22 protein-coding genes are annotated in these 22,767 nt (G+C 68.8%); 8 read left to right on the forward strand and 14 right to left on the reverse strand.

Annotated features, from left to right (window positions below):
• Window positions 1-14 precede the first annotated feature (14 nt).
• On the forward strand, window positions 15-434 hold the full coding sequence (locus tag B3Z70_RS14455; protein ID WP_292022767.1) for an LPD7 domain-containing protein: 420 nt from the start codon (window positions 15-17) through the stop codon (window positions 432-434).
• A gap of 80 nt (window positions 435-514) precedes the next feature.
• Here B3Z70_RS14455 and B3Z70_RS14460 read toward each other — a convergent pair whose 3' ends face one another.
• Entirely contained in the window at window positions 515-1,519 is a 1,005-nt protein-coding gene (locus B3Z70_RS14460; RefSeq protein WP_292022765.1) for a relaxase/mobilization nuclease domain-containing protein, read from the reverse strand.
• Window positions 1,516-2,037: a MobC family plasmid mobilization relaxosome protein gene (locus B3Z70_RS14465; protein WP_291834318.1), complete on the reverse strand. Its 522-nt coding sequence runs from the start codon at window positions 2,035-2,037 to the stop codon at window positions 1,516-1,518. Before B3Z70_RS14465 ends, B3Z70_RS14460 begins: the two co-directional genes overlap by 4 nt.
• 410 nt (window positions 2,038-2,447) lie before the next feature.
• Between B3Z70_RS14465 and B3Z70_RS14470 the strand changes: the two genes are divergently transcribed.
• The 3 genes from B3Z70_RS14470 to B3Z70_RS14480 all read left to right on the forward strand — a co-directional run bounded on the left by B3Z70_RS14470 (window position 2,448) and on the right by B3Z70_RS14480 (window position 4,839).
• Window positions 2,448-2,948 carry a helix-turn-helix domain-containing protein gene (locus tag B3Z70_RS14470; RefSeq protein ID WP_291834314.1) on the forward strand — a complete coding sequence of 167 codons (501 nt, stop codon included), beginning with the start codon at window positions 2,448-2,450 and terminating at the stop codon, window positions 2,946-2,948.
• A gap of 83 nt (window positions 2,949-3,031) precedes the next feature.
• The gene (locus tag B3Z70_RS14475) at window positions 3,032-3,715 is read left to right on the forward strand and encodes an Abi family protein (protein WP_291834312.1); all 684 of its coding nucleotides are present in this window, start codon (window positions 3,032-3,034) and stop codon (window positions 3,713-3,715) included.
• Entirely contained in the window at window positions 3,712-4,839 is a 1,128-nt protein-coding gene (locus B3Z70_RS14480) for a hypothetical protein (protein ID WP_292045802.1), read from the forward strand. Before B3Z70_RS14475 ends, B3Z70_RS14480 begins: the two co-directional genes overlap by 4 nt.
• A 36-nt stretch (window positions 4,840-4,875) precedes the next feature.
• Here the strand turns inward: B3Z70_RS14480 and B3Z70_RS14485 are convergent, their stop codons facing one another.
• The 5 genes from B3Z70_RS14485 to B3Z70_RS14505 form a co-directional block, all read right to left on the reverse strand.
• On the reverse strand, window positions 4,876-5,058 hold the full coding sequence (locus tag B3Z70_RS14485) for a zincin-like metallopeptidase domain-containing protein (RefSeq protein ID WP_292045803.1): 183 nt from the start codon (window positions 5,056-5,058) through the stop codon (window positions 4,876-4,878).
• 383 nt (window positions 5,059-5,441) lie between these two features.
• Window positions 5,442-6,788 carry a dihydrolipoyl dehydrogenase family protein gene (locus B3Z70_RS14490; RefSeq protein WP_039574902.1) on the reverse strand — a complete coding sequence of 449 codons (1,347 nt, stop codon included), beginning with the start codon at window positions 6,786-6,788 and terminating at the stop codon, window positions 5,442-5,444.
• The gene (merB, locus tag B3Z70_RS14495) at window positions 6,770-7,549 is read right to left on the reverse strand and encodes an organomercurial lyase (RefSeq protein WP_292045804.1); all 780 of its coding nucleotides are present in this window, start codon (window positions 7,547-7,549) and stop codon (window positions 6,770-6,772) included. Before merB ends, B3Z70_RS14490 begins: the two co-directional genes overlap by 19 nt.
• Before the next feature lie 9 nt (window positions 7,550-7,558).
• The gene (locus tag B3Z70_RS14500) at window positions 7,559-7,786 is read right to left on the reverse strand and encodes a GDCCVxC domain-containing (seleno)protein (protein WP_025549113.1); all 228 of its coding nucleotides are present in this window, start codon (window positions 7,784-7,786) and stop codon (window positions 7,559-7,561) included.
• Window positions 7,779-8,138: a hypothetical protein gene (locus B3Z70_RS14505; RefSeq protein WP_017184393.1), complete on the reverse strand. Its 360-nt coding sequence runs from the start codon at window positions 8,136-8,138 to the stop codon at window positions 7,779-7,781. The genes B3Z70_RS14500 and B3Z70_RS14505 overlap by 8 nt, the downstream gene beginning before the upstream one ends.
• Before the next feature lie 74 nt (window positions 8,139-8,212).
• Here B3Z70_RS14505 and B3Z70_RS14510 point away from each other — a divergent pair, with 74 nt between their 5' ends.
• Window positions 8,213-8,629: a MerR family transcriptional regulator gene (locus tag B3Z70_RS14510; RefSeq protein ID WP_017184392.1), complete on the forward strand. Its 417-nt coding sequence runs from the start codon at window positions 8,213-8,215 to the stop codon at window positions 8,627-8,629.
• 3 nt (window positions 8,630-8,632) lie between these two features.
• Here the strand turns inward: B3Z70_RS14510 and B3Z70_RS14515 are convergent, their stop codons facing one another.
• The 7 genes from B3Z70_RS14515 to B3Z70_RS14545 form a co-directional block, all read right to left on the reverse strand.
• The gene (locus tag B3Z70_RS14515) at window positions 8,633-9,502 is read right to left on the reverse strand and encodes an ArdC family protein (protein WP_017184391.1); all 870 of its coding nucleotides are present in this window, start codon (window positions 9,500-9,502) and stop codon (window positions 8,633-8,635) included.
• Between the two features lie 155 nt (window positions 9,503-9,657).
• The gene (locus B3Z70_RS14520) at window positions 9,658-11,835 is read right to left on the reverse strand and encodes a hypothetical protein (protein WP_039574906.1); all 2,178 of its coding nucleotides are present in this window, start codon (window positions 11,833-11,835) and stop codon (window positions 9,658-9,660) included.
• The gene (locus B3Z70_RS14525) at window positions 11,832-13,619 is read right to left on the reverse strand and encodes a hypothetical protein (protein WP_205499360.1); all 1,788 of its coding nucleotides are present in this window, start codon (window positions 13,617-13,619) and stop codon (window positions 11,832-11,834) included. Before B3Z70_RS14525 ends, B3Z70_RS14520 begins: the two co-directional genes overlap by 4 nt.
• Window positions 13,616-14,971 carry a tyrosine-type recombinase/integrase gene (locus tag B3Z70_RS14530; protein WP_292045805.1) on the reverse strand — a complete coding sequence of 452 codons (1,356 nt, stop codon included), beginning with the start codon at window positions 14,969-14,971 and terminating at the stop codon, window positions 13,616-13,618. Before B3Z70_RS14530 ends, B3Z70_RS14525 begins: the two co-directional genes overlap by 4 nt.
• A 151-nt stretch (window positions 14,972-15,122) precedes the next feature.
• Window positions 15,123-15,869, reverse strand: coding sequence for an ArdC family protein (locus tag B3Z70_RS14535; RefSeq protein ID WP_292045806.1), 747 nt, complete (start codon window positions 15,867-15,869; stop codon window positions 15,123-15,125).
• 72 nt (window positions 15,870-15,941) lie between these two features.
• A complete protein-coding gene (locus B3Z70_RS14540; RefSeq protein WP_182714080.1) occupies window positions 15,942-16,235 on the reverse strand; it encodes a DUF736 domain-containing protein in 294 nt (97 codons plus the stop codon).
• Window positions 16,236-16,582: 347 nt separating this feature from the next.
• The gene (locus tag B3Z70_RS14545; protein WP_292045807.1) at window positions 16,583-17,161 is read right to left on the reverse strand and encodes an SOS response-associated peptidase; all 579 of its coding nucleotides are present in this window, start codon (window positions 17,159-17,161) and stop codon (window positions 16,583-16,585) included.
• Window positions 17,162-17,312: 151 nt separating this feature from the next.
• Between B3Z70_RS14545 and B3Z70_RS14550 the strand changes: the two genes are divergently transcribed.
• From B3Z70_RS14550 to B3Z70_RS14560, 3 genes are read left to right on the forward strand one after another with little or no spacing between them, the layout of a single operon-like run.
• Window positions 17,313-18,071: an ImuA family protein gene (locus B3Z70_RS14550; protein ID WP_291839314.1), complete on the forward strand. Its 759-nt coding sequence runs from the start codon at window positions 17,313-17,315 to the stop codon at window positions 18,069-18,071.
• Window positions 17,986-19,506 carry a Y-family DNA polymerase gene (locus tag B3Z70_RS14555; protein ID WP_291839317.1) on the forward strand — a complete coding sequence of 507 codons (1,521 nt, stop codon included), beginning with the start codon at window positions 17,986-17,988 and terminating at the stop codon, window positions 19,504-19,506. Before B3Z70_RS14550 ends, B3Z70_RS14555 begins: the two co-directional genes overlap by 86 nt.
• Window positions 19,503-22,760 carry an error-prone DNA polymerase gene (locus B3Z70_RS14560; protein WP_292023910.1) on the forward strand — a complete coding sequence of 1,086 codons (3,258 nt, stop codon included), beginning with the start codon at window positions 19,503-19,505 and terminating at the stop codon, window positions 22,758-22,760. Before B3Z70_RS14555 ends, B3Z70_RS14560 begins: the two co-directional genes overlap by 4 nt.
• The last annotated feature ends 7 nt before the right edge of the window (window positions 22,761-22,767 follow it).

Consider the following 22,767-nt stretch of genomic DNA (forward strand, 5'->3'; position numbering starts at 1 on the left):
TGCGGACGCGCAGCTTGGCGCAGGTCTTCTCCAGATATCCGGACTCCGTCGCCTCCGTGCTCCGGATCGCCCAGCACCGCGGCTGGTCGGGCATCAAGGTCTCCGGTGACGACGCCTTCCGCCGCGAAGTCTGGGTGCAGGGACGATCGCTGGGTCTCGCGGTCGCGGGCTACAAGCCGACTGAACGGGATCGACAGGCCGCCAAAGAGTCAACCGATCGGGCCGGCCGCCGCGCCACGGAGCCATCACGCGAAGAGGTGAAGCGGCGTCTGGACATGGCCGCCGTGGTCGTCCGCACCCTCATCTCGGATCCGGCCACCCAGGCCCGTCTGCTGCAACAGGCGTGGGCGCGGGTTCACCCTGGGTCGGACAAGTCCCGCGGGCCCGACAGCCGTGACGCGCGGACGCGGGGGGAGCGAACCCGGCAGCGGTGATGAGGCCGCGCCGTTGTGTCGGCAACCGGAGCTGCCGCTCTGACCGCGTCCACAGCCCCGGCATCAGACGATCGTCCTCGTCAGCGAGTTCGATCTTTGCCTCGCGCGCTCCGCCCATGATCTTCGCCGAGGGCCCGGGCCAGAATTTCCCGCCGGGTCGCGACGGGCGGCAGTGTCCGAACAAAGGTCTCCAGGTCGCGCCCGAGGCTACGGTCTGCCTCCAGTTTCGACGCCTGAAGCCGCAAGGCCTCAACCACGAGCGCCTTCCGGATTTGCGCCTGCTTCTGGCGCAGGTGGACCTCCCAAGGCTCCGCTTCAGCCGCCGGCCTGGCAGCGTCCTTTAACGCGCCCCTGAGCGTCTCCGACATCGCCCCCTCTCCACGCTCGAACCGCTCGCGCAGCTTTCGAACGGGCGTGCGTTCGCTCTTGCGCACCACACCACGCGCGCGTCGCGGCGTGGCTTCGGCCTCGACGCCCCGATCACGCAGGGCCGCTGCGAAGGTCTCGCGCCAGAGCTGGAGGTCCGCCTTGCGCGGATTGAGCCGTTCCCCGTCACGTCCAAGCGCCCGGACGGTGAGATGGACGTGGGGATGCCGATCATCCGTATGCAGGGCGAAGACATAGGGATGGCGATCGCCGAACAGGGCGTCCGCGAACGCGCGCGAGGCATCGTGCACCCGGCCGGGTTCCACCCCCGCCGGCATGCTCAGAACGATCGACAGCGAGACCGGAGCATCCTTTCGGGACGCCAGAAAATCCAGTTCTGCGCGCCAGTCCTCGGCCAGCGCGCGGACCTCCGCACGTCCCGACAGACACTCGCCGTCGGGTCCCTCCAGGACCAGTTTTCCTTTTCGGGTGATGTAGTCCAGGTGGCGCTGCAGATGGTCGCCGTCCCGCGTTCGGCCGGTGATCTTGACCATCACCTCCGGGGCGCGGCGCGCGACGCGCTGAAGCCTGGCGGTCGCCGGCTCGCTTCCCTTCCCTCGCGTTACACGCAGCACCGCGTGCGCCAGCCTCGCCCGCCGCATGCGGACGGGAGGACGCAGCGCCTCCTCGAACCCTGACGGGAGGCGAAAGTCGTTCATGGGTCGGGCGTCCAGTACGACAGATTACCCGCGAAGGCGTCCCGCACCCCGACCAGGTGCGCGCGGATTTCGTGCGCATAGGCGTCCAGCTGGGCGACCTCCAGGTCCAGCACCGCGCCCTCCATCACGGCCGTGTTCAGGGCCCGGGCGATCTGGTTGATGTTGACGCCGATCCGGCGAAGTTCGCGCTGCACCTCCAGAAAAGCGATCGCCTCGCCACGGCTGAGCTGAGGTCGGCCATGCAGCCGCGCGCGGATCAGAGCCACGGTCCATTGTGTCCGGGACTGGCCTCTCCGGGCCGCCTCGCGCTCCAGGGCGGTCATGTCCTCGATGGTCAGCCGCAGGCCCAGTTTGGCCTTCAGGCGCGCGGGCGGCGTCGCCGGGGCCTCCGGAAACGGCACCTGGGCCGCCGCTTCCATCAGCCGTCGCAGGAGCCGCGCGCGTCCGCCGCGCGAGGCCGCGGCGGCGTCGAAGCGGCGGATCAAATCGGGAGGGAGGCGAAGGGTGAGGCGATCCATGGGCGAGTGGGTCTGTCAGACATTGCCGGCGCAAAGCCTATCCTGCCCTAGAACCCTCACCCCCTTCGCCCCGTAGGCTTACGGGGCTGGCCCGACCTCCCCTCGGCGGCCGGTTCCGGCCGCTCGCCCGCCGCCCTGAAGGGCGCCCCAACCAGGCGGGAAGAGGAAGACCTCGCGGCGCGCCCGCTCGGAGGGTGGGTCTTTTTCCCGCCCTACCGGTGGGGCTCGTGCGAACCCCACCTGGGTCCTCAGCCTGCCGCTGAATCAGCGGGACGTTAAGCGGCGCATCTGGCGTAACGATCGTAAGCATACCCAGTCAGGTAGGTCATGACGGCGCCATACTTCCGCAACCCCGGAACCTTGTTCGCCGCCCATCGCACCCATAGGTTCGTGGGGAAGGAGTTTCCGCCATGTCCACCCCCGCCTCACCGAGCGTTGTCCCGTTCCCGCCGCTCGCCCCCGCCCCGCCCCCCGCCAAGACCGCCGCGTCGCAGGACCGGATCTGGGGCAAGGCCGTCATCGCCAACGGTTATGCCGGCATCCCGTCGATCCTGATCCAGGCGCAGTCGCGACTGGGGCTGACCGCAATGCAGTTCAACATCCTGGTTCAGCTGCTGGACTATTACCGGGACCCGAACCGCGCCCCCTTCCCGTCGCGGGCGGAGCTCGGCCGCCGCATCGGTGTGAAGCCGAAGACTATCCAGACCAATATGCGGCAGCTTGAGCAGGCCGGCCTGGTGCGTCGCGAGATGCGCAAGACGGCGGCCGGCGACTGGGCCTCCAACATCTACCATCTCGATGGTCTGATCGAACGGGTCCGCAAGCTCGAACCCGAGTTCACCCAGGCGCGCAAGGATCGGGAGGCCGCCCGGCTTCGTGTCTCCACTCCGGTGGGACTGCGTCAGCCGTAAAGTCCGGGCCCAGAATTGATTTACCCCGGGGGCATGCTTTGCAGCAGAGGCGATCCCGGGGTGTACGCAGGTAGAGATAATCCATGACCCACCCTGATGCAAGGCCGGCGGCCGACGCCGATGCGGTGGAAGCCGCGCTCTCTCTCGAACGCTTCGCCCGCTATGTCGCGTGGGCGGAAGGCGACCGCGAGCGCGCCGTGGCCCTCTATACGCTGAACACCCAGGTCTCCGAAGCCCTCTATGTGCCCCTCCAGGCCCTGGAGGTGGCGCTGCGCAATCGCATCCATACGGTGATGTCCGAGGCCCATGGCCCGGGCTGGTTCCAGCCCGAGGCCGGTCACGTCACCGACCGTCAGGCCGAACAGGTGCGCACGGCGATCGCCGAGCTGACCGAGGCGGGCAAGCCGATCGAGGACGGCCGCGTGGTCGCCGCCCTGACCTTCAGCTTTTGGACCTCGATGTTCGGGCGGGAGCAGGACGATCTGTGGAAGCGCACCCTGCACCGGATCGCCACGCGGGAAGGCCGCTTCCTGGCCAGGAAGGACTTCACCGCGCGCCTGACACAGGTGCGGCTCCTGCGGAACCGGATCGCCCACCACGAACCCATTCTCTACGGGAACCTGCCCAAGCTGCATCAGGCCATGCTGGAGATGACCCGCTGGCTGTCGCCGGCGATGGACGACTGGCGCGGGACGGTCGACCGCTTCCCCGAGGTCCACCCGGCCGAGCGTCTCGCCCTGCCCCGCCCCGGGAAGGACGAGGCGTGAGCGAGCCCTCCGGGACGACGAGCCCGGTCATCGACGTGAACATGCTGAGGCGGACGGCCATCGAGGCGCACGGCCTGATCCACGCCGACCGGGCCTACTGGCTCTACTACGACGAAACGAACAATATCCGGCGACTGCATCTCCAGGCCGACGCCTTCAACGTCCCGGATCTGAACTGCTGGGTGCTCGGCGGTCTCGGTCGTCGGGATTCGACCCCGATCGATGTCGCGCCGCTGAGGGCGCGGGCCTTCATCCAGCCCAACGCCGAGGAGCTGCATTTCGCGCTCTTCGGCCGGGGCGAGTTTCCGAAGGTCCTCGGGTCGAGGAAGCTCGAAACGTTTCTCGACTGGGCGCTGGAGGAAGACTTCCTCGTCCACTACCTCGCGCTCGACCCCTTCTACTGGTCCGTCGTCGATGTCGTCGACTCGGTGCTGGCGGCCGGGAAAATGCCGGACGGCTTCGGGGAAACCCTGAAGTCGGACCTCTGCACCGTGCTTCGCGCCGACCGGGCCCGGACCGCGGCCCTGATGGCCCGGTTCGACTATCCCGACCTGAAGCCGGAAAACCGGCACGCCTTCATGACCGAGTTGATCGCCTTCGCGGAAGATCACGCCGGTCTGCTGGATCATTTCGGCTACCAGATGCTGCGGGGCCTGCTGCAGATGGGCCGCCACCATCCCTTGCCCTTCATAGAGGGCGGGGAAGCGCGGGTTCTGATCGACGGCTTCCGGGATTTCTTCCTGGAGCGCATCTGCATCCTGAAGAATGCGAGCCACATCTTCGACGCCGAGGACGTCGTCTCCGGCGAGCTCGCCCGGATGACGTTGACCGACGGCGACGCCCCCTTTTGCAACTATCGCTTCGTCGAGAGGTCGCATGACGATCCCGGCGTCCAAGCCTCCGATGTGATGGTCGGCTTCCTCGCCAAAGTCTTCAGCTGGATCTCCAGTGTGGACGAGGACGAGGTTCGGGATTTGAAGGCCGCCCTGAGCCCGGCCCAGGCGCGCAACCGGGAGCGCCTCATCGGTCTTCTCGAGGCCAGCTACGCCGAGAACGCGGCGTTCACGCACACAGTCGTCAGCCTCGCGGACCGACAGAAGGCCGCGATCTTCCTCGACTTCTGAGGAAACGGGCCGACGGCTCGTCGGCCCGTCCCGGCCTCAGGGCTGCAGACCGTGCAGATGGTCGACCGCCTTCTGCGCGTGCGAGGCCGCCGAGACGATGAAGCGCTTGTCGTCCTTCAGGACCTCGAGCCAGTTGGCGATATAGGCCGCATGGTCCTCGCGCGGTTCGAGGGCGAGCCCGAGGTCCGCGCAGAGGAAGGCGGCGCCGAGCTCGGCCACATATCCTGACAGTCCAGCCCCAATCCGGGGTTCGAGGAAGAAAACCATCGGCTGCCTCCAGCACTGCCCAAAAACCGCATCGGCCTCCCCCGAGGCGGGGGTGGGCGGCGAGAGCGACCGAAGAGGCCCGTTCGAGCGGCGGGCTGCACCCGCAGGGGCGAAATGAAATGGAGCAGCCCGGCGAAGCCGGGGCTTGCAGCCCGCCGTGGCGGGCCTAGCAGGGAGCGCCGACCACCTCCGCGTCGGAAGGGAGGCCCAAAAAGTAGCGCCGCCGCGTCAGCGGCGTCCGCAGATCAGGCGGGCGACAGCCCGCTATCGTCTTTCGCGACAGGCTGCCGCCCGCCCGCGGGCGAGCACTGGTGACGGATCGTGCGCGGCGTCGCCTAGAGCATGTAGCCGATATCCGAGGCGCCGGTCGGATAGGCAAACATGGTGGAGCGTAGATCGGCCGCGGTGAGGCCGTGGCGGATGGCCAGGCCGAAAAGGTTGATCACCTCGTCGGCGTTCGGCCCGACGAGATGCGCGCCGAGGACGAGGTCCGTCCGCTCGTCGATCAGAACTTTGTGGCCATAGACCGGCTCGGCGAGCCGGCGGGCGGTGAACCAGTCCGGCGTCGAGGCCGCGTTAACCCGGAACTTGAGGCCGCTGCGGCGCGCCGCCTCTTCCGAAAGCCCGACGGCGGCGATCGGCGGCACGGTGAAGGCGACGCTCGGAACACCGCGATAGTCGGGCTCGCGCGATGGACCTTGCAGGAGGTTCGCGGCGACGATCTTCGCGTCGTGGCTCGACACCGGGGTCAGGGGCGGCCCGACGCCGGCGGCGTCACCGGCGGCATAGACCCGCGGGTTGGAAATGCTGCGCAGATGCGCATCGAGCTGCAGTCGTCCGTCTTGCACCGCGACCTGCCCGGTGGACAGGTCGAGGCTGCCGAGATCGGGACGACGCCCGGCAGCATGAATGACGAGATCGCAGGCGACCTCCAGGTCCGGCGCTCCCTGGCGAGAGGCACGCACCTGCAGGCCGTCCCCGTTCCGCTCGACCCGTGTGACCGCGGTGCCGGTCTCGATGCGAATGCCGAGCGCCGTGAACCGCGGTGTGAGCCAGCCCACCAGGTCGGGATCGAAATGCGGCAGCAGCCGGCTAGCGCGCTGCAGGATCGTGACTTCGGCGCCGGCACGTGCGGCCAGATGCGAGAACTCCGCGGCGACATAGCCGCCGCCGATCAGCACGATCCGGCGCGGCAGCGTCTCCAGCTCGAGGAAAGCGTCGCTCGTGCTGACCAGCTCCTCGCCTGGAATGCCGAGCGGGATCGGCCCCGCGCCGGTTGCGATCAGGATATGCTGGGCCTGCAACGTCCGACCGTCGACCGCGACCGCGTCCGGGCTTGCGAAGCGCGCTAGCCCGTGGAAGGCGTCGACGCCCAGCTTGGCGTAGCGGCGTTCCTGCTTGGCGGGGACCGGATCGGTAAAGCTGCGCTTGAACGCCATCAGGCTCGGCCAATCGATCGCCAGGTCGCCGCCGACACCATGTCCGGCCATGCGAGCGGCGGCATCGATCGCCTCTTCGCCGCTGACCAGCATCTTCTTGGGATCGCAGCCCCGTAGCGCACAGGTGCCGCCGAACGGGCGGTGGTCGATGACGGCGACGGACCATCCGGCGGCGCGGACCTGGCCGATCGCGACCTGGGCGGCTGTTCCGCTGCCGATGACGATCAGGTCGTAATGGGCCATGGCAATATCCCTCCGAGCATCGGTGCAAAGATCGCGCGGCCGACCTGGAGGGCCTCGCGCAGGGTCAGGCGAATGCCGTCGCGGGCGGTCACGGAACCGTCCATACGCCAGGCTTCAAGATGATCGGCATGGCAGAAGAAAGCCTGCTGAGTGCAGAGCGAAGACGCTGCACAGCCGCCGGTGTAGCGATGACCGGACCAGACGAGAATCCCCTCGGGCACGACGTCGCCCAAGGTGCAGCCCCGGTCGTGGACATGGATCGCAAGCGAGCGCCGGCATTGGCGGCATGACGAGCGGATGAGGCTGGCGTGCGGTGCGATCGTGCAGATCCCCAGCGCGTCGAGGGCGCACATGGCTCCCATCGTGATACCCGCGGCCTCCACCTGATGCTCACTGGGAGCATCGGTGAAAGGATAGGCGCCGCTCACTCGGCCGTCGCCGTCGAGGACCACGAGATCGCGTCCGGCGAGCCGGTGGAGCGCTGCGGCCACGTCGCCGGGCGGGAGCGCAACCGCGGCAGCGATCTCCACCGGCGCCGGCGCGTGGCCCTGGGTGACATAGGCCCGGAGGATGGCACGCCGCACCTCGTCCTCGGTGCTGTCGATGCCATGCCACCTGCGGCCGATAAATGCCGCGAACAGCGCTGTCAGGACCGAATGGGCGCTTGGCGCGGTGACCGCAGTCCAGTCCGGGACGACGGTGCCGTCGGGGAATGCAACCGTCGGTTCAGGGGCAGCGTCAGCGGGGGTGGCAAGCGTCACGGCTTGTCTTCAGCCGCAGCAGGACGCGCCCTTGCCCTCGATCTGGATCGGCGGACACGGAACGTCGCCATAGGAACAAAAGACGCAGCAATCGCCCTGCTTGGGCTTGAGGACCGCGCCGCAGCCCCGGCAGTCATAGAAAAACTGGCATGCGTTGGTCGGCATCGTCTCGGTCGCCTGATGTCCGCAGTGCGGACAGGTCAGGGTCGAGTGCAGCTCCGGAACGACGTCAGACATAGCTATAACCCGCCCAGAGCAGTGCCGCGCCGACCAATAGGCCGGCGAGAGTGAGGATGCGCGTCCAGCGCGGCGTGCACACGCCGTCCGGGCCGCAGCGCATGGCGGCGAGTTGCTGGCGCAATAGCAGCGCGGCGCCGGCGACGAGGCATAATGCGCCGATCACGAGGAGCGGCGTGCGATAGGGCGCGGAGACGACGGCCACGCCGCTGAGCCAGGCCGCGCCGATGCCGGCGGATGCCAAGAGGATCGGCAGTGCGCAGCAGGCAGCGACGCCGAACGCGGCGGCGATCCCCGCCAGGGTAAGCGCGGCGGTACTTATCCCCTTGGGCGGGCTTGGTGTCTGGGTCACGGGCGACTCCTTGTGGCGGGCATGCAGCTATCCTACCATCTGTAGCGACTACAGACTCAAGAGGTATTTTGAAGATGGCCGCAACCGCCGCGATCCAGATCGGCGAACTCTCGCGCCGTACCAGCTGCAACATCGAGACGATCCGCTATTACGAGCGGATCGGGCTGCTGCCCGTTCCGCCGCGGCGGGGCCGTTACCGCAGCTACGGTCGGGAGGACGTGGCTCGCCTGGGCTTCGTGCGCCGTGCGAGGGAGCTGGGCTTCACCCTTGACGAGGTGCGCGCCTTGCTCGGACTCGCGGCCGGCGGCCAGGCCTCCTGCACCGAAGTCCGCGAGCTCGCGGCGTCGCATCTGCAGGATGTGCGCGCGCGGATCGCGGACCTCAGGCGGATGGAACGGGTTCTGGCAGACTCGGTGCGAGCCTGCGATGCCGGTCAGGATCCGGGCTGTCCGCTGCTTGATGCGCTCGGCGCCGAGGTGCGGGCCGCGTGAGCGTCACGGCTGCTGGGCGTGCATCCAATCGGCCGCCGCCTGCGCCTTGCTGGCCGCAGTGAAGATCGCGCGGCTGTCGTTCTTCAGCACCTGAAGCCAGGAGGCGATATAGGCGGCATGATCGGGACGCGGATCGTGCGCGATGCCGAGGTCGGCAAGCAGGAACGAGGCGGTCAGCTCGGCGGTCGCTTCCTCCATCGCGAGCGCGTCCTTGGTCCACCTGGCGCTGAAATCCCGGTCGAGCCGATGCGCCGCGCCGCTGGCATGGGCACACTCGTGGATATGGGTGCCGTAGAATCCATGCGCGCTACGGAAGGTTGCGAAGTGCGGCATGTAGATGCGGTCTTCGCCGAGATGGTAATAGGCGCTGCTCGACCCGTAGACCGTGTCGATACCGAGCGCGGCGATGAAGGCCTCGGCGGCCGCAAGGCGCTCGCTCTCGGGCAGGACCGGCCCGGGCTCGGGCGCGTAGCCGTCGACCTGATCGGCGTTGAACAGGCTGAACGCCCGGGCGAAGAGCCGCCGTCCCTTGCCGCCATCTTCGTCATCCTGCTCGTCGTCGCGCCGGCTGATCTCCTTCCAGAGGACGCCGAGGCTGGCCTGCTCGCCCTTGCGGACCTGGGCGCCGCGGTCCTGCCACTGACGATAAGTGCCCCAGACCCCGCTCGCATAGCCGCCGCCATAGGCCGCCGCCCAGAGCGACACCGTGTTGATGCCGCGATAGGGCTTGCCGCTGGCGATGTTGGTCGGCCGGGTGACATCGGCGCCGCTGTGATGCCATGGCATGCGCCAGTTGCCCGTACCGGCTTCGATCGCTGCAAGGATCGCCTCGGTGACCCGAGTATAGACGTCGGCTCGTACCTGAGTTGGCATGATCTGAACTCCGCTTGCCCGTCGGGGGCCATCCCCGGCGGCGGAGCTCGACTAGCGCCGGGCACAAGCGCGGTTGCGCACCCGTAGGGCCGCAGCGAAGCGGAGGACGGCAACGCCGTTGCGCCAGCGCGCCGACCGGCGCAGAGCTTCCGCCGTCAGCCGGGGTTGGCCTCCGGCGGCGCGGGGCCGATGGCGTCGATCACGGTAGTGAGCCGGTTGATCTCGGTGGCGAGTGCATGGCGTTGAAGATCCGACAGACGTCGTTCGCGCAGCAATGCCCTGGCATCATCGGCCGCGCGTTCCCAAGCTGGCCTGTGACGGGCGGTGATGCAGGCGTTGGGACAGCGGGTCGGCTCGCACAGCGCCGTGAGCGGCTGCTTGGGATCGGGGGTGGTCACGCGCTTGAGGCAGAGCGCGGTGGCGGGATCGAAGAAGCAATCCGCGAGGAGGCCGACATGGAGGGTTCGCGCGACGCTGGCGAGCATGACACGTAGCCGGGAGCGGTCGGCGATCATGGCGGGCAAGGGCCCGAGCTGCACGGCCGCATCGTCGAGCGTCCGCGCGATGCGTGGTCCCGCCGGCCCCGCGAGTGAGGCACCGCCCTGCCGCCGGTCGAAATAGTCCAGCAGGTCGCCCTGCTGACCGAGCCGGCGCTGCGCCTCGACCTCGGCGCGAAACCCCGATGCGCTGGTTCCGGCATAGCCCTCGAAAGCGGCGACCGAGGCGTGCTTATACTGGATCATGCCGGCGATGGTGCCGAACGGACGGTTGGCGATGTGCCATGCGATGGTGCGGCGGAACTGCCGCGTCGTTATGCGCCACGGCTTGCCACCGGGTCCGGACGGGATGACCGGCACATCAGGGCTGCCGAAGGCAGCGTTGAGGTGGTCGCGGAAGGCGTTGAGTTGGCGGACCACCTCGCTCGACAGATGCGTCTTGGTGGCGGCGCCGGGGCGTAGCACCGGCCAGAGCGTATCGCTGCCGCTGGCGCGCGTCGGTCTTGCCGACAGGCGTTCAAGCACCGCTATCGCGTCTGCGACCGGCTCGATCGTCACCCAGCTCGCCGCCTCGCCCATGGTCGACCGACGCTTGTAGATGGTCGATCGAATGCGATGCCGCTCGACCAGGCCATCCTCGCTGCGCGCGATCGAGAGGCACCCCCGCCGCATCGCCTGCACCTCGCAGTCGCGCATGCCGGTGAGGTAAGCGCACACTATATAGGCGGCCGCCTGAAGCATCCGTTCCTCTTGTGCGAGCGTCTTCGCATCGAAGCGTGCGCGCCATGGCCGACCGCTATCGGGATCAATCGAGATCGGCGTGTCCATGCCGCCCACTTCGACGCCCAGGTCGGCGGCAGCGGCTTCGATCAGGGCGGAGACGCCCTTGGCGAGTCCGAAATGCATGGCCGGTTCCGCCTCAGCATCGACACCGGCATGAAGATGGAGAAGATGGACGTTGATCGGCGGCGTCGCTTCTCCGGTGCGGGGATCGGTGCGCGTGACGCCGTTATGCGCGGTCGTCCAGATCGGCACGCCGCGGCCTTGCCGGGCTCGACGCGCGATATGGCGCTCGAGGCGCGCGCGCTGCCGCAGGCGGCGCTCTGCGCCAGGCAGTCCGCGCTCGGCGGCAAGCAGCCGGGCGCGGCGCGCCTCGAGCCGATCCAGCGCGGCCCGAGCCGATAGAATATCGTGCGCGAAGACGGTGACGTAGCGCAATGACCAGGCGAGCAGTGCGGCGATGACATCTTCCGGAAACCGCGGGGTACGGTTCTCAACGACGTGCCGATAGCCTGCGACGCGGGCGGGTGCCTGTCCGGCCCAGGGCTCAAACGCGAGGCCTCCGCCAGCGAGGCGGTCACGATAGTGATAGAGATCGGAGACCACTTCGAGGAGGTGGCCGACTATGACGGGTCGCCGGGCAGAATCGTGGCGAAGATGCCTGGCATAGGCATCGGCCAGCGCCTGATCGATGCGGCCAAGGTCGAGCCCTCCAAGCGTCAGGCGCGCGAAGGCGAAGAACCGGCGTGCGCGGTTGAATGCCTGGCGGATGCTCGCCGGCGGCAGCTTCGGGCGGTAGCCGGGAAGATCGACGTTGAGGCGGGCGTAGAGATAGGCACGCATCGCCGCCTGCACATCGGCATGTTCGAGCACGTCGAAATGCACGGTGACATGGCAGCGCCGCGCGTTCTCGCGGAACACGGCGGGACCGAGATCCCAGCTTGAGTCGCCGACCCGCGACAGCTCTTCGCGGGCGTGGCCCGCCTTGAGCGGCGCAGTGGCCAGCACGGGCCGATCGTCGAACGCGGGTGCGCGGGCATGGGCGGGCGTGATCATGCGCGTGCTTCCGGCGGCAGATAGAGCCGCTCGCTCTCCATCTGCCAGCGCGCATCGGCGATAACGGCATCGGAGAAGACCGGCAGGACCTGGGTCGTGATGCGGGAATGGACGCGGCCGAACTTGGCCGCCCAGTCGCTCGCCGGGAGGCTCGGTCGCTGCTCTTCGACGAACGCGAGGAAGGCGAGGATCGCGGGAAGCTTGCGCGCGGTGATGACGGCGTTGGGGCAATCGAGGCAGCCCCAGAAGGGCTGCGCGCAGGGTGAGCCGGCCTCGGAGAAGGGGCTGCTATGGAAGCCCGAGCAGGCGGCGAGCCAGACATCCTGTTCGCCGTCGAGCAACGGCCCCACCGTATCGGCCGACATCAACGGCGCCGCCTGCTCGGGCGCTTCGCGCAGCGCCTGCTCGGCCGTGGGCGCGAGGACGGTCGGCATCGCGGCGGCGACCGCCTCGCGAAAGGCATCGGCGACGGCCGCCTCGTGCAGGGGCCGGAGCGACGGCAGGTCGGCATAATGGCGCGCCGCGACCTCGCGCGTGTGACCGACCGCGAAGCGGGCCATGTGCCCCTCGGTCTTGGTGTACCACAGCGCCTTGTGGGTCTTGCGCAGCCGGGAAAGCAGCAGATGCAGCGGCTTGCCGTTATCGTCGACAATGCCACAGCGGCGAGCCCAGGCGGGGAGCGGATACTTGAGGTCGACTATGCCGGCGCGAAGGCCGCCGACGTTGTGATAGGCCCACAGGCAATCGCCGGGCAGGTGCTCGCGGGCAGCCGCCGTGGCGTCGATCAGGCGGCGGATCAGCCCGCCCGGCGTGCCGCCACCGCCGTCGCGGATGCGCATGCTCTTGTGCTCGGCGCCGCGAGCCCGGCGCTTCAGATAGCGCAGCTCCACCGTGCCGGCATGGGCATTGGCGAGACAGTCCACGGTCAGCGTCTTCAGGCACTCGGGCTCAAGGCCCGTCTCAAGCGTGAGCAGCACGAGCAGCGCCGGCAGGTCGCGCGCGAGCAGATGATGCCGGCCATGCAGGTCGTCGATGAGCGTCGCGGTTGGCAGGTTGCGGCGCATGCGCATGAAATAAAGGCTCTTCAGCTCGGGCTGGTCTGCGACGATAAAGCCCTGCCGCGCGATGATCGCTTCGACATCGGCGCGGGCGGCGGTGATGGCCGGATCACCCTCGTCGGTCCGATCGTCGGCGCCGAGACGGCGGAACATCGCTTCGACATCGGCTCGCGCCGCGTCGCGCAGCGCGCGGGCGACGAAGGGGCTGTAGGCATCGCGCGGGGTCGAGCGGCCCGCCGAAGTGGCCAGCGTGTAGCGCAGCCGCTCATGCAGCTCGGGTGCGATCCGATCGGGCCGGTCTGCTTCGATCGCGCGCAGTGTGTTGATGATCTTGCTGACCGTCATGTGACGGTGGATCGCGCCCATCCCACGCCGTTCGAGCGCGGATGCGAAACCATCGATATGGACCGCGCGCAGGTCGCTGACGCCAACCACCTTCAGTCCTTCGTCGGCAAGCCAGGCGAAGAAGTGACGATAGACCTGGACATACTGCTTGATGACGCTGGCCGCACCGATCGGTCCCCCGAGCGCGGCCGACCGACGCAGCGCACCGGCAAAGGCGATGGCGAGCGGGCGAGGATCGAGCGCGGTCATATCGACCAGGACCGTCCCGCCATGCCGCGCCTCGATGGTGAACTTGAGGCCGAACACCGGATCGGGCTGCGGTCGCTCCGGCGTGATGGGCGCGAAGGCGACAGGCCGGCCCTTGCGGGGACGCTCGCTCATGCGCCCTGCGGTCCCGGCAACAGCGCCAGCAGCTCCTCGACGGCCGCATCCACCGTATCGGCGCGGGTCGCGATATGGTCGAGATAGACATAGGTGGTGGCGAGGCTCGCGTGGCCGAGCAGGCGTTGCACCTGTTGCAGCGGGTCGCCCAGGATCAGCCGATAGGTCTCCACCGGCCCCACCGGCAGTGCGGCCTCGCGCAGTCGCTGCTGGATCAGCAGAGCGAGCATATGGACTGCGAAGGTGTGGCGAAGCTGGTGCGGGCTGATCGACAGCGGGAAGCCGTTCTCCTCGCACCGCTTGCAGGCCCGGGTGAAGATCACCTCCCACGAGTTGGGGCGGACAGGCTGCCCGACCTCGGTCAGCCATAGCGCCACCGGCTCGCGGGGCGTTCCATCCTCGTCGCACAGGATCAGGCGGCATCGTTCCTCCGGGGTGCAGACATCGCGCATGCGGTCGAGACCGGCGCGGGTGACGTGGATCGGTCGCTCGAACCTGGCCGCACCGTCGCGCGCGGCGAACTTGGTCACGCCCGCGGCGCGCTCGACGGCGACATAGGCGGTGATCTGACGAAGGAGCCGGCGCGGGACCAGGACGCTGCGTCCGCGGTCGCCCTTGGTGAGCGGCGGCGGCAGGCGCAGCCAAAGCTGCTGAGCCTGATCGTGGTCGTGATCGATGGCCGCAAGCTCATCGGCGAGCAGGCCCGACGCCTCTTCGAGACGCAGGCCGGTTGTGACGAGAAGATCGGCGAACAGCGCGTTGCGCAGCCCGTTGCGATCGCGAGCGCCGGGGCGTTCCGTACCGTCAAGGGCGAGGCCGCGCAGACCGACGTCGCGGAAAATGCGGTAGTCGTCCATCGTGACGAACCGCACATCCGATCGCTTGGCAGTGCGTTCATAGGCGTCGTTGCGCGCGGCGATCATGCCCCGACGCCCCCCATGCGCCGGTCGCCATATAGCGCGCCGACTGAACGGCGCTTCGGCAATCAGCCCTTGGCTCTTACCCCAGCGGTAGAGGCGATCGAGGCTGGCGACTGCCCGGTTCCAGCTTGCCGCGCTGATCCGCTGGGCGGCGTCGCCGCGCCGCCGCGCGCGGTGATAGGCGGTCACATCGTCGCGGGCCGCGTCCCATATCGTCGTGCCGCAGGCATCGAGGAAGCGAAGCCACACCGCAACGTCATAGGCGTAGGCGCGCAGCGAATGGCGCGAGCGGATCCCCGCTAGCGGCAGGTCGACAAAGAAGCGGTCGAGATCGGGATCATAGAGAGCGTCTCCCCGCAGGATCAGCGGCACATGCGCGTCGAGCCCCCTGGCGTCGCGGCGCTCGCAAACGGTAATGATCGACACCGGCACGAAACCCTCCCCCCCGGACCCCCCACCCGGAAGCTGACCTCACACCGATGCGCCCTATGGCCCGGCAGTTATCAGGCTGGCCTCCGCCAGCTCTTGGGTCAGCGCTACGGCCAGCCTGATAACTGCCTACCGTGGGCGTCCATCGCCGACCTTACTGCAATGTTGCGGGCGGCGCAGACTGTCCAGATAAGGCGACGAGCTCTTCGCGGGCATAGCCGGCGTCGCCGAAGCGCTGACGGCCCAGGTCCCGATCGAGACGCGTGGGATGGCGCGTCCAGTGGGTCATCTCGTGGCCGAGGGTGCTGTAGTAGTCGTCCGCCGTCTCGAAACATTCGAACGGCGGCATCTGCACATGGTCCGGACCCGGGGCGTAGTAGGCGCTGCCGCCGCCGTGCCGGATCTCGGCGCCGCAGTGTCTGAAGAAGGCGTCGATGCGGGCGATCCGCTCATCCGGATTAATCTCGATCGTCTCCGGTTCGCCGAAGCGCTCCGGCAGGCCTTCGATCTGATCGACGTTGAAGACGGTGTAGGCCTTCAGGAACGGGATGCGCTGCTGGACGTCCGCGCCCGTGTCGTCGGTGTCCTCACGGACGATCTGGTTGGCGTAGACGACCGTCGCGCCGCGTTCGCCCTTACGGACGTGGGCGCCGAGGGCCAGCGCCTGACGGAAGGTCATCCAGGTGGAGCGGCTGAATCCCCGGCTGGCCGCTTCGCCCCAGAGCAGGACGACATTGATGCCGTTGTAGGGCGTTCCATCATGGCGGAGCGGGCGGCTGACGGAGATCGAGGCCTTCCAGGGCTGGGTCCAGGGGCGGACCCCGGCTTCGAGCTGGGCGATGATCTGTTGGGTGACCCGGGTGTGGATGTCCGGGCGTGCGGGATCGGCGGGGCGCGTCATGGCGGCCTCCTCGAAACGGAGTGTGGGAAGAAGGAGCGGCGGCGCGGTCTCCGCGCCGCCGCGGCTCTTTGGTCAGCGGGACCAGATCAGGCTGTGTCCGCCCTCGACCTCCACCAGGGAGGCGTAGATCGGTCCCGGGAAGCTGGGATCGTCGAGCTTGACCGAGAGGTAGTCGCGGTCTTGCTGGCTCTTGCGCTTCCAGGCGGCGCCGAACTCGGTCTGGCCGGCGAAGATCCGGAAGTCGGGGGCCTTGTCGTCGTTCTTCTCGTTGGGCCGAAGAACCGCCGCCTTGACGTTCAGGGTGAGGGTCTTGATCGAACCGGTGTAGCCGTCGCCTTGGGCGGTGAAGGTGCCGATGGTGGCCATGTCAGTCTCTCCTTTGCTTCGGGCCACGCCTGCCGCGGCCTCGATGGCGATCGGGAGACCGGGGCCCGGGCGGCGCGCAGGGAGAGTGGAGCGAGCCCCCGCAGCGAAGCGGAGGACCGCGACAAGAGACTTTCTTGTTTCGCGAGGAAGGCCGTCAGGCCGGGGATGAAAGTCGCGCAAGCGGTTGCGCCAGCCGACCGGGTTTCGGTCAGATCCGCCTCATCGAGAGGCCGCGCCGGCTGGCGCGAAAAGGATGCGAGACCCCGGCCGCCCCGAACACCCCGTCATCGCCATCGGTCCCCGGCATGGTCGGTCAGGCCCCAACCCGCCCAGGCTCAAACCGGCGCTCAGGCTGCGGCGGGGAAGACCTTCTCGACGTCGAGGCTCCCGGCGGGCAGAGCCCGCAACAGTTCGGTCTGGGGCCGCTGAAGGTCGAGCCAGGCAGCACCGTCCTCGGGCCGAAGCACCACGATCTGCCGGTCGTGATAGGGGGCGATATCTTCCCCCGGCTCGGTGGTCAGCATGGCGAAGGCGCCGTCCTTGATCAGGCCCGCCACCCAGAAGAGCCGCTGGCCGGACAGGGTGAAGCGCCATTTGGTCTTTCTCTTCTGTCCGGGTTCAGGGTCGGTGAACTCGAAGAAGCCGTCCGCGGGGATCAGGCACCGGTGCGACCCCTCGAAGGATCGCCCGTCGGATCGGAAGTTGAAGACCGGGCGTCCGCCCTGCCCCTTCCAGGCCCAGGGCGTCATGACGGCTTCGGGCCCCTCCGCCCCCATCTGGATGATCGGGGCCCGATCCCCGATGCGGATCGAGGCCATCGGGCCGAAGTTCGGCATGCCGCCGGGAAAGACGAGCCGATTTCCCGTCAGATTGAACGCCGCGATCACATCGTCGAACGGCAGGATGAGTTGGTACTCGTTGCACATGACCTGAGCTCCCGTGACGTCGCGCCGAGGATTTCACGGCTCCGGGGTCGCCGCAAATCCCGGGGGAAAAGGCACCGGCCGGATTGACTCCGGCCTCACCTTCGAACCAGAACATTTCAGGAACATCATAGAGACGAGGAGGAGTTCGTCCATGCCGGCCGCCCGCTCGGCCCACTTCGACGATCTGCGCGCCAAGGTTCGCGCGCTGGAGCAGGCTGACCGTCGCGCGGCCGGCGTGCTGCCGTTCGAGGTGGCGACGCTGGACGCCGCCCTGCCGGGCGGAGGTCTCGCGCTCGGGGCGCTCCACGAGGTGGCCGGGGGCGGCGACGATGCCGTCGGCGGCGCGGCGGCCGCCCTGTTCGCGGCGGGCATCGTCGCCCGTCTGCCCGGACCGGTTCTGTGGTGCATCACCCGCCCCGACCTGTTCGCCCCCGCGCTCAACCATGCAGGGCTGGGACCGGACCGGGTCATCTACGTCGAGGCGGGCGACGAGAAGGCGCTGATGGCCTGTTTCGAGGAGGGCCTGCGCCATGGCGGGCTGGCGGGCGTCGTCTGCGAGACATCCCGCCTGACCATGACCGCCTCGCGCCGGCTGCAGCTGGCCGCCGAGGCGTCGGGCGTCATCGGCCTTGCGGTCCGGCGATGGCGCCGGGCGGCGGAGGCCGCCGACTTCGGCCAGCCGACCGCCGCCGCCACGCGCTGGCGCGTCAGCGCCGAGCCATCGGCGCCCTTGCCGGTCCCCGGGATCGGTCGGGCGCGATGGCGGATCGAACTTATGCGTTGCCGCGGCGCCGACGCGGCGGACTTCATTCTGGACGCTTGCGATGAGACGGGTCGTCTCGCTCTTCCTGCCGAACTGGCCCGTCGATCGGTTGCACCGCCGGCTGGGCGCCGACGCACCGCCGCCTGAGCATCCTCTCGTCCTCACCGGCCGGATCGGTCGCAAACGAGTCGTGACGGCCTGCAACGCCGCCGCCGCCGCCTCCGGCGCGCGCGTCGGCATGGCCGCGACCCAGGCCCAGGCCCTGATCCCGGGTCTGGACGTGAGAGACGCCGATCCGCATGGCGACGCCGAGGCTCTGGACCGCCTCGCCCTGTGGGCGATGCACCGCTACGCCCCCGTGTGCCAGGCCGATCCGCCGGATGGGCTGGCGATCGACGTCACCGGCGCCGCCCATCTTAAGGGAGGCGAGGCGGCGCTTCTGCGCGATCTGGCGACGCGCCTTCAGGGCGTCGGTGTGACCAGTCGGGGCGTCGTCGGCCCCACGCTCGGCGCCGCCCATGCGGTCGCCCGTTTCCGCGCCAACCAGAGCCTCATCGCGGAAGACGGCGTCGATGCGGCGCTCTCCCCCTTGCCGCTGGAGGCCTTGCGCCTCCCGGCGGACCTTCCCGCCGGGCTGAGGCGAATGGGGTTCGAGCGGATCGGCGACGTCGCCCACCGGCCCCGCGCGCCTCTCCAGCTCCGTTTCGGAGCGGAGCTGGGCCGGCGTCTCGACCAGGCCTATGGCCGGTCGGGCGAGCCCCTGATCCCGGTCGAGGCGCCTGAGACGCCCCGCGTCGAACGGGTCTTCGCCGAGCCTATCGGGGCCCCTGAAACCCTGGCCCGGTACGCCGGTGCCCTGGCCGAAGCCCTGTGCGGGCAGTTGGAGACGCGCGGCCTGGGGGCGCGACGGCTCGACTGGCTCTGCTACCGCGTGGACAACCGGATCGAGGCGGTCCGTGTGGGTCTGGCCAAGCCGGTGCGCGACGTGCGCCGACTGACCCGGCTGCTGACCGACAAGATCGAAACGATCGCGCCCGGCTTCGGCATCGACCGCATGACGCTGGCCGCGAGTGCGGCCGAGCCGCTGAACTGGCGGCCCGCCGCCGCGCGTCTCGGCGCGGAGGCCGCACCGGACGTGTCCATGCTCGTCGATACCTTGGCGAACCGGATCGGCGCCGACCGGCTCTATCGGCTGTCTCCGGTGGAAAGCGACGTCCCGGAGCGCTCCACCCGGAAGGTCGCACCTCTGTCCGCCCCGACGGGCGGGGCCTGGGCGCCGGACTGGCCACGCCCGACGCGGCTGTTCCGCAAGCCGGAGCCGATCGAGACGATCGCGCTCCTGCCCGACAACCCGCCGACCCATTTCACCTGGCGCGGCGTCCGCCGCCGGATCCGCCGGGCCGACGGCCCGGAGCGGATCTTCGGCGAGTGGGGGCGACGCGATGCGGAGATGTGGGCGGTCCGCGACTACTTCCAGGTCGAGGACGACGCCGGCGAGCGCTTCTGGCTGTTCCGGGCCGGCGACGGCGAGGATGCGACGACCGGCTCCCAGGCCTGGTTCATCCACGGCCGGTTCGGATGAGCGGGTCCGCGACGCGGCGCTATGCCGAACTCCAGTGCGCCTCCCATTTCTCGTTTCTGCGCGGCGCCAGTGGTTGCGACGAGCTGTTCGCCCAGGCCGCCGCCTGCGGCCTGGAGGCGCTCGCCATCACCGACCGGAACAGCGTCGCCGGCATCGTGCGGGCGCATGAGGCCGCCAAGGCGACCGGGGTCAGACTGGTGATCGGCTGTCGTCTCGAACTCGTCGATGAGACCGCCATACTGGTCTACCCGACCGATCGGGCGGCCTATAGCCGCCTGTGTCGATTGCTGACCCTCGGCAAGGGGCGCGCTGGCAAGGGCGCGTGTCGCCTCGACTGGTCCGATCTGGCGGACCATGCCGGAGGCCTGATCGCCGTGCTCGTCACCGATCGCGCCGATGCGTCGTGCCGCCGACGCCTCTCGGCCCTGGCCGACATCTTCGGCGCTGACGCCTTTTGCGCCCTGACCCTGCGGCGACGCCCCCGGGACCAGATGCGGCTGCATCAGCTGTCGGAGCTGGCGCAGGATCTTGGGGTGAAGACCGTCGTGACCAACGACGTCCTCTTCCACCACCCGGACCGCCGCATCCTTCAGGACGTGCTGACCTGCATTCGCGAGGGCTGCACGATCGACGATGTCGGCTTCAAGCGGGAACGATCGGCCGATCGTCATCTGAAGCGCGCCGAGGAGATGCACCGGCTATTCGCCCGCTATCCGGACGCTCTGCGCCGGGCGGTCGAGATCACCGAGCGCTGCCGGTTCAGCCTCGACGAGCTGTCGTATCAGTATCCCAGAGAGGCCGCCCTGCCCGGCCTGACCCCGCAGCAGGCGCTGGAGCGACTGACCTGGGAGGGCGCGGCCGATCGCTACCCGGACGGTCTGCCGGACAAGGTCCGCGCCAGCCTGAAGCATGAGCTGACGCTGATCGAGGCCCTGGGCTATGCGCCCTATTTCCTGACGGTGAACTCCATCGTTCGCTTCGCCAGAAGCCGGGACATCCTCTGTCAGGGCCGGGGATCGGCCGCCAACTCGGCGGTCTGTTTCGTGCTGGGCATCACCTCGATCGACCCGGGCCGCAACGACCTGCTGTTCGAACGCTTCGTCAGTCAGGAGCGGAAGGAGCCGCCGGACATCGACGTCGACTTCGAGCACGAACGACGTGAGGAGGTGATCCAGTGGGTCTATGAGACCTACGGCCGCGATCGCGCGGCGCTGTGCGCCACCGTGATCCGCTACCGGTCGCGCGGCGCCCTACGCGACGTGGGAAAGGCGCTCGGCCTGTCCGAGGATCTGATCAAGACGCTGTCGTCCCAGGTCTGGAGCTATTCCAGCGAGGGCGTCGAGGATCGACACGCCGAGGAATTGAACCTGAATCTCCAGGACCGTCGCCTCCGGCTGGCGCTCGACCTGTCCCGCCAGTTGATCGGCTTCCCCCGGCATCTGAGCCAGCACCCGGGCGGCTTCGTCCTGACGGACGACCGACTGGACGATCTCGTCCCCATCGAGCCGGCGGCGATGAAGGACCGCCAGGTCATCGAATGGGACAAGGACGACATCGATGCCTTGAAGTTCATGAAGGTCGATGTGCTCGCGCTCGGCATGCTGAGCTGCATGCGGCGGGGCCTGGACCTGCTGCGGGACCACAAGGGCGTCGGGCTCGATCTGGCCTCGATCCCGGCCGAGGATCCGAAGACCTATGCGATGATCCGCAAGGCGGACACGCTGGGGGTCTTCCAAATCGAGAGCCGGGCCCAGATGGCCATGCTCCCCCGGATCAAGCCGCGCACCTTCTATGACCTCGTCATAGAGGTGGCGATCGTCCGCCCCGGCCCGATCCAGGGCGACATGGTCCACCCCTATCTGCGACGACGCGAGGGCAAGGAGCCGGTCGACTATCCCAAGCCGGAGCTGGAGCGGGTGTTGGGCAAGACGCTCGGCGTGCCCCTCTTCCAGGAACAGGCGATGCGGGTCGCCATCGAATGCGCCGGGTTCACGGCCTCCGAGGCCGACCAACTCCGGCGCGCCATGGCGACGTTCAAGTTCACCGGCGGCGTCAGCCATTTCAAGGACAAGCTGGTCAACGGCATGGTCGAGCGCGGCTATACGGCCGAGTTCGCCGAGAAGACCTTCAGCCAGCTGGAGGGCTTCGGCTCCTATGGTTTCCCCGAGAGCCATGCGGCGTCCTTCGCCCTGATCGCCTACGCGTCGTCCTGGCTCAAATGCCATCACCCCGACGTCTTCTGCGCCGCTCTGCTGAACGCCCAACCGATGGGGTTCTATGCCCCGGCCCAGATCGTTCGCGACGCCCGTGAGCACGGCGTCGAAATCCGCCCGGTCTGTGTCAACGCCAGCCGTTGGGACTGCACCCTAGAGCCGACCGGTCGCGAGGACCAGTTCGCCGTCCGTCTCGGCCTGCGCATGGTGCGCGGCTTGGCGAACGCGGACGCGGGGCGTCTCGTCGTTCACCGGCGGGCGGCCGCCTTCATCAGTGTCGAGGATGTCTGGCGACGCTCCTCGACACCGGTCGGCGCCCTCACCCGCCTCGCCGAGGCGGACGCCTTCCTGCCGTCGCTGGGTCTGCAAAGGCGCGAGGCGCTATGGGCGATCAAGGCCCTGCGCGATGATCCCCTGCCCCTGTTCGCCATCGTCCAGGACGATGGCGCGACAACGCCGGAGGTCGCTGAGCCGGACGCGACCCTGCCCGGAATGCCGGCGGGCCAGGAGGTGGTCGAGGACTACAGCCATGTCGGCCTGACATTGCGCGAGCATCCGGTCGCCTTCCTGCGCGACACCCTCCGGTCGCGCCATGTCATGACCTGCGCCGACGCCTCGGCGATGCGGGACCGCCGCCAGACCCGGGTTGCGGGTCTGGTACTGGTCCGTCAGAAGCCCGGCTCGGCCAAGGGCGTGATGTTCATCACGATCGAGGATGAGACTGGCGTCGCCAATCTGGTCATCTGGCCCAGCCTCTACGAACAGCAGCGCCGGATCGTGCTCGGCGCCAGCCTTCTCGTCGTGGACGGGAAGGTCCAGCGCGAGGGCGAGGTCGTCCACATCGTGGCGACACGCCTGCACGACGCATCCGACCTGCTGGCGTCACTGGGCCAGCGGGATCACTTCCCCCTGCCGCACGGTCGAGGCGACGAAGTCTATCGCGGCAGCGCGCCCGACGCCCGCACGCCCAAGGTGCGGGACATCTACATCCCCGATCTGTCGCTTGAGGCGATCAGGGTGCGAACGCGGGACTTCCGTTAGCCTTCCA

Origin of the sequence: Brevundimonas sp. UBA6550 (assembly GCF_002434505.1) — a bacterium.
Taxonomy (GTDB): domain Bacteria; phylum Pseudomonadota; class Alphaproteobacteria; order Caulobacterales; family Caulobacteraceae; genus Brevundimonas.

Excerpts from the sequence above, each read along its gene's own strand:
- B3Z70_RS14500 (WP_025549113.1), bottom strand. The coding sequence starts at position 7,786 with ATGTCTGACGTCGTTCCGGAGCTGCACTCGACCCTGACCTGTCCGCAC.
- B3Z70_RS14470 (WP_291834314.1), top strand. The coding sequence starts at position 2,448 with ATGTCCACCCCCGCCTCACCGAGCGTTGTCCCGTTCCCGCCGCTCGCC.
- B3Z70_RS14515 (WP_017184391.1), bottom strand. The coding sequence starts at position 9,502 with ATGCCAACTCAGGTACGAGCCGACGTCTATACTCGGGTCACCGAGGCG.
- B3Z70_RS14490 (WP_039574902.1), bottom strand. The coding sequence starts at position 6,788 with ATGGCCCATTACGACCTGATCGTCATCGGCAGCGGAACAGCCGCCCAG.
- B3Z70_RS14510 (WP_017184392.1), top strand. The coding sequence starts at position 8,213 with ATGGCCGCAACCGCCGCGATCCAGATCGGCGAACTCTCGCGCCGTACC.
- B3Z70_RS14555 (WP_291839317.1), top strand. The coding sequence starts at position 17,986 with ATGAGACGGGTCGTCTCGCTCTTCCTGCCGAACTGGCCCGTCGATCGG.
- B3Z70_RS14465 (WP_291834318.1), bottom strand. The coding sequence starts at position 2,037 with ATGGATCGCCTCACCCTTCGCCTCCCTCCCGATTTGATCCGCCGCTTC.
- B3Z70_RS14460 (WP_292022765.1), bottom strand. The coding sequence starts at position 1,519 with ATGAACGACTTTCGCCTCCCGTCAGGGTTCGAGGAGGCGCTGCGTCCT.
- B3Z70_RS14535 (WP_292045806.1), bottom strand. The coding sequence starts at position 15,869 with ATGACGCGCCCCGCCGATCCCGCACGCCCGGACATCCACACCCGGGTC.
- B3Z70_RS14550 (WP_291839314.1), top strand. The coding sequence starts at position 17,313 with ATGCCGGCCGCCCGCTCGGCCCACTTCGACGATCTGCGCGCCAAGGTT.
- B3Z70_RS14475 (WP_291834312.1), top strand. The coding sequence starts at position 3,032 with ATGACCCACCCTGATGCAAGGCCGGCGGCCGACGCCGATGCGGTGGAA.
- B3Z70_RS14520 (WP_039574906.1), bottom strand. The coding sequence starts at position 11,835 with ATGATCACGCCCGCCCATGCCCGCGCACCCGCGTTCGACGATCGGCCC.
- B3Z70_RS14540 (WP_182714080.1), bottom strand. The coding sequence starts at position 16,235 with ATGGCCACCATCGGCACCTTCACCGCCCAAGGCGACGGCTACACCGGT.
- B3Z70_RS14560 (WP_292023910.1), top strand. The coding sequence starts at position 19,503 with ATGAGCGGGTCCGCGACGCGGCGCTATGCCGAACTCCAGTGCGCCTCC.
- B3Z70_RS14525 (WP_205499360.1), bottom strand. The coding sequence starts at position 13,619 with ATGAGCGAGCGTCCCCGCAAGGGCCGGCCTGTCGCCTTCGCGCCCATC.
- B3Z70_RS14545 (WP_292045807.1), bottom strand. The coding sequence starts at position 17,161 with ATGTGCAACGAGTACCAACTCATCCTGCCGTTCGACGATGTGATCGCG.